The organism is Mesorhizobium sp. P2_C4 (assembly GCF_056404575.1).
In genome coordinates this window covers 674,067-687,564 of record NZ_JBFUDT010000002.1, presented here as the reverse complement: position 1 = coordinate 687,564, position 13,498 = coordinate 674,067, and the positions used below count along the sequence as shown (strand labels likewise).

The following is a 13,498-nucleotide window of genomic DNA, read 5'->3' as shown; positions in this document are numbered from 1 at the left end:
GGGACCGGCCAGGCTGCCAGCCAAATTGCCTCAGCTGAGCCCGCCCATATGGAAGCTCTTCATCTCGAGATATTCCTCGATGCCGACCTGCGCCCCCTCACGGCCGAGGCCGGACTGCTTGACGCCGCCGAAGGGGGCGACTTCCATCGAGACCGAGCCGGTGTTGAGCCCCACCATGCCGAACTCCAGCGCCTCGCCGACGCGCCAGGCGCGCTTCAAATTCTCGGTGTAGAAGTAGGAAGCAAGGCCGTAGGGCGTGCCGTTGGCGAGCGTGATCGCCTCCTCTTCTGTCTCGAACCGGAAAAGCGGCGCGACCGGGCCGAACGTTTCCTCGCCGGCGAGCTGCATGTCCTTTGTGGCGCCGGTCAGCACCAGCGGCGCCACATACTGAGGACCCTCCGGCAGCGCCTGCTTCTCGGTAATGATCACAGCACCCTTGGCGAGCGCATCCGCGACATGGCGGTTGATCTTCTCGACTGCCGCCATGTTGATCATCGGCCCGATGGCGACACCGGGCTGCGTGCCGGGTCCAACCGTCATGGCGTTGACGCGGGCGGAAAGCTTGGCGGCGAACGTGTCGTAGACAGGGGCCTGGACGAGGATGCGGTTGGCGCAGACGCAGGTCTGGCCACCATTGCGGAATTTCGAGACAAGCGCGCCCTCGATGGCGAGATCGAGATCGGCGTCGTCGAAAACGATGAGGGGCGCGTTGCCGCCGAGTTCGAGGCTGAGCCGTTTCACGCTGTCGGCCGCTCCGCGCATCAGCAGCGAACCGACCCGCGTCGAGCCGGTGAAGGAGATCTTGCGAACGGTCTCGTTCGCCATGATCTCGTTGCCGATCTCGGCCGGCATGCCGGTGATGATGTTGATGACACCTGCAGGGATGCCCGCGCGTTCGGCCAGCACGCCGAGCGCCAATGCCGAATAGGGCGTGAATTCGGATGGCTTGATCACCACGGTGCAGCCGGCGGCCAGCGCCGGCGCGACCTTGCGGGTGATCATCGCGTTGGGGAAGTTCCACGGCGTGATGATGCCGCACACCCCGACGGGTTCCTTCAGCACGATGATGCGCCGGTCCGGCGTCGGTGAGGGGATGGTGTGGCCGTTGATGCGGCGTGCCTCCTCGGCAAACCATTTGACGAAGGAAGCCCCGTAGCGGATCTCGCCTTTGGCCTCGTCCAGCGGCTTGCCCTGTTCGGTCGTCAGGATGAGCGCGAGATCGTCCAGATGGGCGAGCATCAGGCCATGCCAGGCCTCCAGGAGGCCAGCGCGCTCGGCGTTGGTCTTCTTCTTCCAGCCAGCGTAAGCGGACGCCGCGGCCTCGATGGCCGCCCGGGTCTCCGGACCGGCCATGTCGGGCACCGTGCCGATCGCGCACTGAGTCGCCGGATCGACGACATCGACCGTCTTGCCGGAGCCGGCAGCGACCCATCCACCGCCGATCAGGCCGACTTCGCGGAAGAGACTTTTGTCTTTGAGGTTTTTCATCGAAAACGACCTTGCAATCAGGAGAGCGCTGCGACGACGGCGGCCGTGATGGCCTCCGTTCTGTCTTTGCCCGGAGTGGTTCCAATGCCGCGCGCGGTTGTCGCTTCGACCGCCTGCATGACGCGCTCGGCGGCAGCCTTTTCACCGAGATGATCGAGCATCATGGCGCCGGACCAGATGGTGGCAATCGGATTGGCGATGCCCAGATGCGCGATGTCCGGCGCGGAGCCGTGCACAGGCTCGAACATCGACGGCGCCGAGCGGTCGGGATTGATGTTGGCGGAGGCGGCGTACCCAAGCCCGCCCTGGATCGCCGCGCCGATGTCGGTCAGGATGTCGCCGAACAGGTTGGAGGCGACGACCACGTCAAGGCTCTCCGGCGCCATGATCATGCGCGCGGCGAGCGCGTCGACGTGATAGCTGGTGACTTCGACGTTCGGATACTCCGCGGCCAGCTTTCGCGTGATCTCGTCCCAGAACACCATCGAGTATTTCTGCGCGTTGGACTTGGTGACCGAGGCGAGCTTGTGCCGCCGCGCCCGCGCCTGCTCGAAGCCGAAGCGCAGGATGCGCTCGACGCCGGCGCGGGTGAAGATCGAGGTCTCCACCGCGACCTCGTCCAGAGTGCCTTGATGTACGCGCCCGCCGGCGCCCGAATATTCGCCCTCGGTGTTCTCGCGGATGCACAGGATGTCGAAGTTTTCCGCCCGCAGCGGTCCGGTGACGCCCGGCAGCAGGCGGTGCGGCCTTATGTTGGCATATTGCACGAACGCTTTGCGGATCGGCAGCAGCAGACCGTGCAGCGAGACGGAATCCGGCACCTCCGCCGGCCAGCCGACGGCGCCGAGAAGGATGGCATCGAAGCCGCGCAGGGTCTCGATGCTGTCTTCCGGCATCATGCGGCCGGTTCCCTTGAAGAAGCGGCAGGACCAGGGGAACTCGGTTCCCGTCAGCGCAAAGCCGAAGTTCTTGGCCGTGGTTTCCAGCACCGTCCAGGCGGCGGCGGTCACATCGCGGCCGATGCCGTCACCGGGGATCAAAGCGATCGAGTAGGACTTCATCGGAATCTCTTCACAGGCTGATCAGGACGCTCTTGGTCCTGCGGTTGGCGAGATAGGCCTCGCGGCCGAGATCCTTGCCGATGCCGGAGCGCTTGTAGCCCCCGGTTGGCAGGATATGATCGCGGGAGCGGCTGTAGCGGTTGACCCAGACGGTGCCCGCTTCGAGCCTGCGTGCCAGGCGGATGGTGCGGGACAGGTCGGAGGTGAACAGGCCGGAAGCCAGCCCGTAGGTCGGATGGCTGGACAGCGCTAGCGCCTCTTCTTCGGTCTCGAAGGTCTGGATGGTCAGGACCGGGCCGAATATCTCCTCGACGATCGCCGGATTGGCCTGGTTGACATTGGCGATCAGCGTCGGTTCGTAGAAATAGCCGGGGTTGTTCATGACGCCGCCGCCGGTCAGGCATTCGCCACCGGCCGCGACGGCCGCCTGCACGATGCTATCGACACGCGCCCGCTGCCGATCCGAGATGATCGGCGAATAGTGCGTCGCCTGGTCCCAGGTCGGGCCGGGTCGCACCGCCTTCATCTTCTGCAGGATCGCGACCGTCAGCCTTTCGGCCACGCTCCTCTCGACGATCAGACGCGTGCCGGCGACGCAGGCCTGGCCGGCGTTGAAGGTGACGCTGCCGGCGATCGCTGTCGCCGCCTTGTCCAAATCGGCATCGGCAAAGACGATCTGCGGGCTCTTGCCGCCGAGTTCCAGCGTCATCGGCTTGACGCCGGTGCGGGCGACGTTCTCCATGATGGCCGAGCCGGCACGGGTCGAGCCGGTGAACGAGACCTTGGCGATCTCGGAATGGCCGGTCAGCGCCGTGCCCGTCGTCGGACCGTCGCCGAGCACCACGTTGATAAGCCCGGCCGGCAGGCCAGCCCTGACGGCGAGCTCTGCCATATAGACGGCCGAGAAGGGTGTCATTTCCGACGGCTTCAGCACCACCGCATTGCCTGCGGCCAGTGCCGGACCAAGCTTCCAGCCGGCCATCGAGATAGGAAAATTCCAGGGCGTGATCGCGCCAACCACGCCATAAGGTTCGCTCATGATCATGCCAAGGGTGGCATCGTCCGTGGGCACGAGCTCGCTGCCTTCCTTGTCGGCGAACTCGGCAAAGAAGCGGATCTGCTCGGCGGTTATGGCAATGTCGCCGGCGACGAGCTGGCCGACGGGCCGCGTCGAGCACAGCGCCTCGATTTTTGCCAGCGTTTCGGCTTCCGCCTCGATCAGGTCGGCCCAGGCCTGGAGTGCCCTTGTGCGCTCGCGTGGCCGGACGCCGCCCCAGTTGCTGGCCTTCAACGCCGCCTTGGCGCTCTCCACCGCACGGTCGACCATATCGACGCCGGCTACGGGGCTGGCGGCGTATGCCTTGCCATCCGACGGTCGGCGCATCTCGATCGCACCCTCGGCCGCGATGAGCTCTCCGCCAATGAAATGGCCGACGGGAAGGGAGACGGTATCCGGATTGAAGCTCAGGCCCATGGGCGCCCACTCTCAGCTGTTCTAGAGGAGCCTAGCCCGAGCAACAGCGCAGCATGCACCGTTCGGCGATCGGTCGCGGATGATTGTTGCGTGCTGGCGATGAGGGACGGCAAAATCTGTTGCGGGCGCCGGTACTCCACGCGGACCCCACTACCCTACGGTTACATAGATCTTGCGCACCGTCTCGATGGTCTTCCAGACACCGGTGAAGCCAGGCTTCATCACGAAGCTGTCGCCGGCGCGGTAAGTCACCGCCTCGCCGCCATCGGGCGTGATTTCAATCACGCCGGTGAGGATGTGGCAGAACTCGAAAGTCTCGCCCTTGATCGAGCGCGTCTCGCCGGGCGTCGCTTCCCAGATGCCGGTGTGGACGAGATCGTCCTTGGCGGCGTCCTGCGCCCAGGTCTTGAAGGCGGGGTTGCCGGCAATCAATCGTTCGGGCAGCGCCCTGGATTCGCTCGGCGGGAAGGCAGGGCTGGTTTCGACGGTCTTGAGCAGGGACAAGGGATGGCCTTTCAGGTTGGATTTCAATAACCGCGCGATCGGTCGACGAGCCCAATGGGGTCGAGGCTGGCGCGGTGGCGTCGGATGTTTTCAATGACGGCGCGCGCAGCGGTCGCGGGCTGGGTGACGCTGGCGACATGCGGGGTCAGGATGATCTTCGGATGCGGCCAGAACGGATGACCCGCGGGCAGCGGTTCGGGATCGGTCACATCGATCATCGCCGCCGAAAGGTGGCCGCTGTCGAGGGCGGCGACAAGTGCTTCATGATCGAGCTGTGGTCCCCGGCCGGTGTGGACGAGCGCCGCGCCCTTGGGCAGCTTCGCGAACAGGGCGGCATCGAGGAAACCGCGCGTGTCTTCGGTCAGCGGCAGAAGGCAGATGAGTATCTCGCTGGTCGCCAGCATCTCCTCCAGTCCAGGTTCGCCATGATGACAGGTCACGCCTTCGATTTGCCGCGGCGAGCGGCTCCAGCCGGCGAGCGGAAAACCGAAGGGCTTCAGTCGGTCGACGACGGCCTGGCCGAGTTGCCCGAGGCCGAGCACGCCGATCCGGCGCGACCCGGCCTGCAGCTGTGGGATGTCGCGCCATTCGCCAGCGCGTTGCTGTGCCAGATATTCGGGGAGGTTGCGATGCAGGGCGAGCACGGCAAGCGTCACATATTCCTGCATCATGCGCACAATGCCCTCCTCGATCGTCCGCACGATCTTCACCTTCGCCGGCACGGCATCGAAGCGAAATTGGTCAACGCCTGCGCCCAGTGAAAACAGGATCTCCAGATACCGGTAGCGGGCGAGGTCTTCTGGCGCAGTCCAGGTGATGAGATAGCGAACGGCGTCGGGATCGACCGTTGCGGCATCCATCGTGAAGGCGACGTCCGGCAGTTCTTTGGCGAAGGCTTCGGCGAAGATCTCCCCGCGCCGCGCGTCGGAATTGAACAGGAATGTCATTCCGGTTCCCCTTAAGCCGCGCAGCGGGTGCCCAGCGCCTCGATCAACCGCTGGCAGGCGATGAGTTCGCTGGTGAGAATGTACTCATCGGGCTTGTGGGCGCGGCCGATGTCGCCGGGGCCGCAGATGATCGCGTCGAAGCCGGCGGCCTGGTAGAGCCCGGCCTCGGTACCGTAGCTGACGGCGGCGATCGGCGTTTCGCCGGTCAGCTCTTGCAGTAGCGCCGCCACCGGCGCGTCCTGTGGCAGCGACAGCGCCGGATAGGCGCTGAGCGGCGTCCATTCGACCCGAAAGCCGTCGGCCTCACAGGCCTCTGCCTTCGCCCTTACCGGTGCAAGCAGGCTGGCCGGGTCGACGCCCGGAATGGCGCGCGCCTCCAGCTCGAGCGTGCAGCTGTCGGGAATGATGTTGACCGACTGTCCGCCCTTGATCACGCCAGCTTGCAGCGAGGAATAGGGCGGCTCGAAGGCCGAGTCGAAAGGGCCATGCGTCAGCCGCTCGGCTTCGCTCACGACCGTAGCCAGCGTTTTGGCCATGGCGTGGAGGGCGTTGAGGCCGAGGTCGGGTCGCGAGGAATGGCCGGAGCGCCCGTTGATCGTCACACGGGCGGCCGCCTTGCCCTTGTGGCCGCGTACAGCGCGCAAGCCGCTCGGCTCGCCGACGATCACGCCGAGCGGCTTGGCGCAAAGTTCGGCAAGGCGGGCGATCAAATGCGGCACGCCGCGGCATCCCACCTCTTCGTCATAGGAGAAGGCGAGATGGATTGGCCTGGCAAGGCGCAGCTTCGCCAGCGTGGGCACGGCCGCGAGCACCGCGGCCAGAAACCCCTTCATGTCCGTGGTGCCGCGTCCGTAGAGCCGTTCGTCCTCCCGGCGCAGCGTGAAAGGAGCCGAACTCCATTGCGGCTCGCCGGCGGGAACGACGTCCATATGGCCGGACAGGATGTAGCCCGGGACATCGGCGGGGCCGATCGTCGCGAAAAGATTGAAACGGTCGCCTTCCGGACCCGGCAGCACGGTGACCTGCGTGCCGTGCTCCGCGAGATACGTCTCGATCCAGCCGGTGATATCACCGTTCGGCTTGCCGGCGACCGACGGAAAGGCGACGAGACGGTCGAGGATGTCGAAGACGTCCATTCCAGCCCTCAAAGCATATCGGGTTCGCCGGGATCGGTACCGTCGACCATAGTTGCAACATTGCCGGAAAGGATGTGCGCGTTCTGACGCGATTGCATGCCGAAAGCGGAAATGTTTCAGTTGAATCTTGCGTTGGCAGGTGGCTTTCGAGCAAATCGTGTGGGCCTGTTTGTTTAGCGTTGGTGGACAGAGGGCGGCTGCGGCGTGTCGCCCGTCAATTTGCGGGGATATTTCAGAGGCATGGACTTGAAGCCGTCCGGAAAGTTGAAGATCGACACCTTCTCGATGCGCATCGGCGACATCGAAGGCGTCGAGCTGGACCGGCTGCACGCACTCTCGCTCTCCGTGGGATGGCCGCATCGCGCCGAAGACTGGCAATTCCTGCGCGAGTCGGGGGAGGGGTTCGTGGCGCTCGATGATATCGGTCGGGTTCTCGGTTCGGCGATGTGGTTCGCGCATGGCGCCGATTTCGCCACCGTGGGGATGGTCATCACGTCGCCGCGACTCCAGACGCTGGGGGCGGGGCAGTGGCTGATGAAGCGGGTCTTTGACAAGGTCGTCGGCCGCGATCTGCGCCTCAATGCAACGCGCGCCGCAAGACGGCTCTATCTCTCGCTCGACTTCCAACCGGAGAAGACCGTTTACCAATGCCAGGGCATCGCGCGGATGCAGGTGACGGCCAGGCCGGCAGATAGGCGAGGCGATCTCCGGACTTTGGACGCAAGGGATATTCCCGCAGCGATCGCGGTCGACGCGGCAGGATTTGGCGTGAGGCGGGCGGCGCTCATCGAAAAGCTTTTCGCGCACTCGGCCGGCTATGGTCTTTTCAAGGGTGACACGCTGAAGGGTTTCGCGCTCTGTCGGCCGTTCGGGCGGGGCCATGTCGTGGGGCCGGTTGTGGCGGAAAGCGACGCGGACGCCGTGGCGGTCGTGCGGCCGCACGTGGCCGACCATTCGGGGTCTTTCCTTCGGATCGACACCCACATGGACAATGGCGAGTTCGCCGCCTTTCTGTCGCACAGCGGAATGCCGGTTTTCGACACGGTGCTCACCATGTCGATGGGCAAACGCCTTTCCGATTTTGCCGTCGGCGGCGTAGTTGCACCGGTGACCTATGCGCTTGCCAGTCAAACTCTCGGGTAGTTGAGTCGAGGCAGGCGCGGCTGTTCAGGCCTTCACAGGCACTCTTGTGGCGCTAGGATAACTAACATCCAAAAGTACGGTTTCTGCAGCTATACCTGGACCAAACGCAGCAGACCAAAGTGGGTTGTCACAGCCTTCGAAGTTACCCAAGGCAGGCGCGCATCAATGTGGCGCATATCTAGCCAAGTTTTGATGATGAAAGCGTCGCGGAACCTTGCGGAACTATACGGGAAGTTTTTTGATTTTGGCCCACGAAAAAGTCAATGAAATCAACGATCTTATTACGTCCTCCGGGCCTACCAAAATACCCCTATAAGTTACTGATTTTATTCATTTATTTTTTCTTTGCCCACACCGTGGACTCGAACCCCCCATAAGAATCAAATCGGATTGTGTTCGAGAACGATTTCGAGGCCTGCCGCGAAGTTAATATTTCAGTCGTTCCGGTTCACTGGATTGGACATGTGGTATGCCCCGACTTGGCCCATGGTTGACCTGCGCCAGCCGCATAAGGGCGGCGGCTTTGCGCCTCATGCACGAACCCGCTTCGCGGGGGGGCGCCTGATTCCGAGATGGCGCGGCATTCATAGGCCTTGAGCGGTTAGAGACCGCGGTCCGAAGATGAATAATATTCTCAGCTACGTGCTTTACGGCGAGACACCATCGGATCGCGACCAGGATTGACCGGCTTGTTGTCGAAATCGACGAGCATCCGCGCGTCTCGTTCCGCTAACCGGCAGAAGAAAGGCCGCACACCGCAAGCGCTGCGCGGGCGTGTGCAAGCTCTCAGGACGCGACCATCAGCTGAACAACGACATGTCTGAAGTCGCGGCAGACATCCGCGAACTGAGCAGGCGAAAACCGTAGTGCTTGAGGTTCAGCCAATGATGGACTGGACAGAAAGGTAATATAAATCAGATAGTTGCGGGAGATTGTGTGCAAAAATCGCACACGAAGTTCTACTTCTCGTCCATTATCTAATCTAGCATTGGCCATTGAGGCAAGGTGACCGCTAGGACGCAAAGCTGCGGATCCGTGGCCTACGATATTTCAAGGTGCCGATCTCGAGGCGCCTTCCCCTGCGTAGCGTGTTGCGGCAACCGTCGCGCAAGCTTCGGACGTGAACGCCTGCGCTAGCAGATAGCGGCTCGCCAGTACGGTTAGAGCGATACCACCCATCGGCTTCAATCTCAGCCGGACTCAAGCGCCGATACCGCTTCCTCGAGTCTCAGCGGTCGGGGTAATGGTCGCAAGAAAGGTGACCATGGCGTAGCGCCGGTGGCATTGACTGGATCTGCGCCACAGGATCGCCTCGTCGCCCGAGGAACGGACAGTCTCGTTGGCCTAGTTCGTCTTCAATTGGCCGACACGGTTTTCGGCAATCCAGCGGGCGGCAAGCACCAAGGCGCCCATGCTGAAATCCTTGCCATGCTTGGCGACCATTTCTTCCGACAGTTTGGCGAGCCGGTCGAAAAATTCGTCCTTGCTCTCGTCCTCGGGGCTGGGTTCGGTTGGCATTTTTTGCTCCTGTTGCATGCGGCCTGCCTTTTCTATTTGAACATCTGCGCGGGAAAGGTGACGATCGCGGCGGTGCCGTCGACGGTGCCCACCGCCAGGTGCAGTCCGTCTCCGGACCAAGCAAGCGCGGTCACCGGGCTGCCCAGGGGTCTGACGAGCAGTTCGTCCCGCGCGCCGATCTGGGCGACAGTGATCCGGCCGTTGGCATAGCCGGCTGCTATCAGTTTTTTCTCTGGGTGCGCAGCCACTGTCTCAAGCGGAACCAGCCCGGCGCGACCAGTCTCCAGCGCGCCAGAGGTTTCACCGTCAAGTGGCGGCGCTGTCATCGACCAGCCAGCGATCCGGAAGGCGCCCGATGCAAACACCGCATTTTCTGGCAGGCTCCAGCATACTGTCCGGACCGGCGATGGAAATCCCGCGACGATGGCAGCTCGGCCATCCGTCACGCTGACCAGGGCAAAGCCTCCGGTTTCGAGCCCGCAAGCCAGCCAGGTGCCGTCGCCATTCCAGCGCATAGACACCGGACGCGTCGAAAGGGAAATGTCGTGCATCGGGGCAGCGCCGTTTTCCAGCGCCCAGATCGACAGTCCATCGTTGAAACCGCAGGCGAGGTGTCGTCCGTCCGGCGAGAAGGCAATCGCGTCCGTGGAAGATGTCGTACCGTGTCGCAGCCTCACTGCGACGCCTCCGTCGCGCGACAGGAAGATATCCTGCCCGTTGCCAACGGCTGTCAGCGCCGCTCGATCACTATGGTCGATGGCGACGATCGGTCCGTCGATCTTGACCAGCGTCTCCATCACATTGCCGTCCGCGGTCAGATGCACCGCTTCGCCGGCTGCCGTTCCGATAAGAAAACCGGAGGCAAGGTAGCTGGCGAGCGGGACAGCGCCGTCTCCCAGCGCCGCGGTCGCGATCAGTGGCGCCGGCAATTTCTCCCTTGGGCGGATCGTCGACTGGCCGAGATCGCCGCTCACCCTGATCCGCGACTCAGGCGGTTCCTGGTCTGCGACCGCGGCTATGGCGACCGTTCCATCCACACAGGTGAAGGCGACAGCCGAGCCATCGGTGGTGAAGCGCAGACCGGCGACCGCCGACGGGCGACGCCAGCTTCGCGCCAGCAGGTCGAACAAGGTCAGGTTCTGTATCGCGTGCTGGTTCATGGCGATCCCCTTTGTCAGTTTCCATCCTTTGCCGCGAGGCTGCGGTCGACGTCCTCGACGTCACCCTCCGCTGCGACGATGCTGTCCTCGCACGCGGCGCATTCTTGCAGGATTGCCGTGGCTCTCTCCTGTGCTTCATGCAAGTCCCGCACCAGTTGCGCGCTGGCGCCGTTCCTGCCGATTTCGAGTTCCAGGCGCAGCACATCCATCTCGATGCCGGCGCGTTTCTGATTGAGCCGCAGCGCCTCGGCAGTGAGCGCGGAGACGTTGGCGACAAGATCGAGCCGGCGAGCGAGCAGCTCGTCACGCCTGGAAGTTTGACCCATCGGACCCTCCGGTCATTTGTCGTTCCCTGCCATCGGTCCGGGCGGTTTTTCGAAGGCCGACAGCAATTTTGGCAACGTGCCGGCCTGCGATTGGAACTGCTTTTCAGCCGTTTCGATGTGGCTCTTGAGCTGATCCCAGATATCGACCCGGATCATCGATGTCGTATCGCCGGTGAGGCGCTCGATCTCGTCGACGCGGAACTGGCGCGACAGCGAAACCCCGGAAAACACGAAGTCCCGCAACAGGATCGCATGGTTCTCGATGAACAGATGGATCATCGGATGCGTTTCCATGGTGACGCCGCCGGCGGCAAGCTCGGCCCGGATGAAGTCCTGGAAGTGGCTCTGCAGGCGATATTGGCTCTCGCCCATGAAGCGCATGACAAAGACCAGATCGCGGGGCATCAGCCTGACAAGATCGCCGGTGACGCCGTCGGCCTGGCTGGACATCGGCTCGTGCGGCCCCCGGTTGTCCTTGTCGATAGGCATCGTCTCTCTCCAGCGCGAGGCTCGTCCAAGAGCGTCGCCTTCAAATAGTAGAGAAAGACGAAGAATTGAATAGGTGATATTTGTTTTCGTATTTGCTGCGATTGCTAACTAAAAATATTGCGATTGCGAATAAGTATCAAATATTACAGGCGTACGTTACAACTGTAAAAAAACGTTACAGTTAGCTATCTGCTCGTACGCCGAAAGCGCAATGATTTTGTTTTGAGCCCAGCCATAGGTGTCATTTTCAGATTGGCACGGCGTTTGCTTTGTACATTTCCATAAGAAGCCCATCGCGCTTTCACGCGGTGCCATAAGAACGAAGGAACGGAGGAAGCAGGGAACCGTCACATCCGCTTCGATACGCCCATCGCAATGCGGTTGGCGCCGAGGATCCCTGCCAGACACCTCCAACACCTTTGCCGCGATCCACTTGAATGGCCGGACCATGAGTCGCGCCTGAATGCGCAACCCTTTGTCGTGCCGTTCGCACTCTCACTTGCGGCGCCATGCGCCGCTTCATGCCGGGGTCAAGGGACCTGCGGCTCAAACCTGGTGGAGGCTTATGACCATGACGTCTCTGACGCTCAACAAGATTACCTCGCAACGCGGAATCTCCGTCGGCGAGGCAACCAAGAAGATTGCCGATCTCGGCTGGAATCCTTCCTACGTCCAGGAAGCGATGACGTTTCCGACCGACTACAAGATCAACAAGACGCCGCGCGACCCGATGAAGCAGGTCCTGCGGTCGTACTTCCCGATGCAGGAAGAGAAGGACAACCGGGTCTACGGTGCGCTGGATGCCGCACTACGTGGCGACATGTTCCGCAATGTGGAACCGCGCTGGGTCGAGTGGATGAAACTCTTCCTGGCGATCATTCCCTTCCCGGAAATCTCCGCTGCCCGCTCGATGGCAATGGTCGCCCGTATCGCACCCGGCGAGGAACTCAGGACCGGCTTCACGATGCAGATGATCGACGAGTTCCGCCACTCGACGATCCAGATGAACCTGAAGAAATGGTACATGGAGAACTACATCGACCCGGCGGGCTTCGACATCACCGAGGAAGCCTTCGGAAAATGCTATGCCACGACCATCGGCCGGCAGTTCGCCGAAGGCTTCATAACCGGCGACACCATGACCGCCGCCTGCATGTACCTGACGGTGGTCGCCGAGACCGCCTTCACCAACACGCTGTTCGTCGCCATGCCATCGGAAGCCGCCCGCAACGGCGACTATGCGCTGCCGACCGTCTTCCTGTCGGTGCAGTCCGACGAGAGCCGGCATATCGGTAATGGCCACTCGCTGCTGATGGCGGCGCTCAAGGAGCCGGAAAACCACCTCTTGCTGGAACGTGACCTGCGCTACGCCTTCTGGCAGAACCACGCGATCGTCGATGCCGCCATCGGCACCTTCATCGAATACGGCACCACCAACCGCGACAAGAACAAGGAGTCCTACGCGGAAATGTGGCACCGCTGGATCTATGAGGACTACTACCGCACCTACATGCTGCCGCTCGAGAAATACGGCATCAAGGTCCATCACGACGACGTCCAGGCGGCCTGGGAGCGCATTACCAAGAAGAATTATGTCCATAAGGTCGGACAGTTCTTCGCGGTCGGCTGGCCGGTCAATTTCTGGCGCATCGAAGCCCAGACCGACAAGGACTTCGAGTGGTTCGAGCACAAGTATCCGGGCTGGTACGCCGAATTCGGCGACTTCTGGAAATGGTACGCCAAGCTCAGCCACAAGGGCGAGAAGGTGCTGCTGTTCAACAGCGACGTCGGTTACGTCTATCCGCACCGCTGCTGGTCCTGCCTCGTTCCCTGCCTGATCCGCGAGGACATGGTGGTCGGCGAGATCGACGGCCAGTTGCACACCTTCGCCCACGAGCTCGACAAGTGGACCGCGACCGTGGCCTTCGCCGACGAATATGAGGGCCGTCCGACACCCGCCATGGGCCGCTTCAGCGGCAAGCGCGAGTGGGAGACGCTCTATGACGGCTGGGATCTGGCCGATGCCATCAAGGACCTGAACTTCGTCCGCTCCGATGGCAAGACGCTCGTACCGCAGCCGCATATGCGCTTCGACGACAAGGAGATGTGGACGCTGGACGACGTGCGCGGCAACAAGCTGGGATCGCCGTTGAACGCGCTCCGCGGCATGACGCCGGAAGCACGCGCGCAGCACCTGGCGGACTACGCCAAGGGCTTCACCATCAATCCCTGCAACTGATCAGGCCAAGGGG

12 protein-coding genes are annotated in these 13,498 nt (G+C 62.6%); 2 read left to right on the top strand and 10 right to left on the bottom strand.

What is annotated here, in order from left to right:
- Positions 1-30: 30 nt before the first annotated feature.
- The 6 genes from AC1DX6_RS09620 to argE form a co-directional block, all read right to left on the bottom strand.
- Positions 31-1,488 carry an NAD-dependent succinate-semialdehyde dehydrogenase gene (locus tag AC1DX6_RS09620; protein WP_477312581.1) on the bottom strand — a complete coding sequence of 486 codons (1,458 nt, stop codon included), beginning with the start codon at positions 1,486-1,488 and terminating at the stop codon, positions 31-33.
- Between the two features lie 17 nt (positions 1,489-1,505).
- Positions 1,506-2,549: a tartrate dehydrogenase gene (locus AC1DX6_RS09615; protein ID WP_477312579.1), complete on the bottom strand. Its 1,044-nt coding sequence runs from the start codon at positions 2,547-2,549 to the stop codon at positions 1,506-1,508.
- A 10-nt stretch (positions 2,550-2,559) separates the two neighbouring features.
- Positions 2,560-4,023 carry an aldehyde dehydrogenase family protein gene (locus AC1DX6_RS09610; protein WP_477312577.1) on the bottom strand — a complete coding sequence of 488 codons (1,464 nt, stop codon included), beginning with the start codon at positions 4,021-4,023 and terminating at the stop codon, positions 2,560-2,562.
- A gap of 150 nt (positions 4,024-4,173) precedes the next feature.
- A complete protein-coding gene (locus AC1DX6_RS09605; protein ID WP_477312575.1) occupies positions 4,174-4,527 on the bottom strand; it encodes a cupin domain-containing protein in 354 nt (117 codons plus the stop codon).
- A 23-nt stretch (positions 4,528-4,550) separates the two neighbouring features.
- Positions 4,551-5,474, bottom strand: coding sequence for a 2-hydroxyacid dehydrogenase (locus tag AC1DX6_RS09600; RefSeq protein WP_477312573.1), 924 nt, complete (start codon positions 5,472-5,474; stop codon positions 4,551-4,553).
- An 11-nt stretch (positions 5,475-5,485) separates the two neighbouring features.
- A complete protein-coding gene (gene argE, locus AC1DX6_RS09595; protein ID WP_477312571.1) occupies positions 5,486-6,610 on the bottom strand; it encodes an acetylornithine deacetylase in 1,125 nt (374 codons plus the stop codon).
- Between the two features lie 240 nt (positions 6,611-6,850).
- Between argE and AC1DX6_RS09590 the strand changes: the two genes are divergently transcribed.
- The gene (locus AC1DX6_RS09590; protein WP_477312569.1) at positions 6,851-7,753 is read left to right on the top strand and encodes a GNAT family N-acetyltransferase; all 903 of its coding nucleotides are present in this window, start codon (positions 6,851-6,853) and stop codon (positions 7,751-7,753) included.
- Positions 7,754-9,097: 1,344 nt separating this feature from the next.
- Here AC1DX6_RS09590 and AC1DX6_RS09585 read toward each other — a convergent pair.
- The 4 genes from AC1DX6_RS09585 to AC1DX6_RS09570 are packed head-to-tail and all read right to left on the bottom strand — an operon-like array spanning position 9,098 to position 11,246.
- Positions 9,098-9,271 (bottom strand): hypothetical protein, encoded by a 174-nt coding sequence (locus AC1DX6_RS09585; protein WP_436251012.1) that lies wholly within the window; start codon positions 9,269-9,271, stop codon positions 9,098-9,100.
- A gap of 32 nt (positions 9,272-9,303) precedes the next feature.
- The gene (locus AC1DX6_RS09580; RefSeq protein WP_477312566.1) at positions 9,304-10,431 is read right to left on the bottom strand and encodes a WD40 repeat domain-containing protein; all 1,128 of its coding nucleotides are present in this window, start codon (positions 10,429-10,431) and stop codon (positions 9,304-9,306) included.
- A gap of 14 nt (positions 10,432-10,445) precedes the next feature.
- Entirely contained in the window at positions 10,446-10,757 is a 312-nt protein-coding gene (locus AC1DX6_RS09575; protein ID WP_477312564.1) for a hypothetical protein, read from the bottom strand.
- A gap of 12 nt (positions 10,758-10,769) precedes the next feature.
- Positions 10,770-11,246, bottom strand: coding sequence for a hypothetical protein (locus AC1DX6_RS09570; protein WP_477312562.1), 477 nt, complete (start codon positions 11,244-11,246; stop codon positions 10,770-10,772).
- 565 nt (positions 11,247-11,811) lie between these two features.
- On the opposite strand from AC1DX6_RS09570, the gene AC1DX6_RS09565 reads away from it, so the two are divergent.
- The gene (locus AC1DX6_RS09565; RefSeq protein WP_352531471.1) at positions 11,812-13,485 is read left to right on the top strand and encodes an aromatic/alkene/methane monooxygenase hydroxylase/oxygenase subunit alpha; all 1,674 of its coding nucleotides are present in this window, start codon (positions 11,812-11,814) and stop codon (positions 13,483-13,485) included.
- The last annotated feature ends 13 nt before the right edge of the window (positions 13,486-13,498 follow it).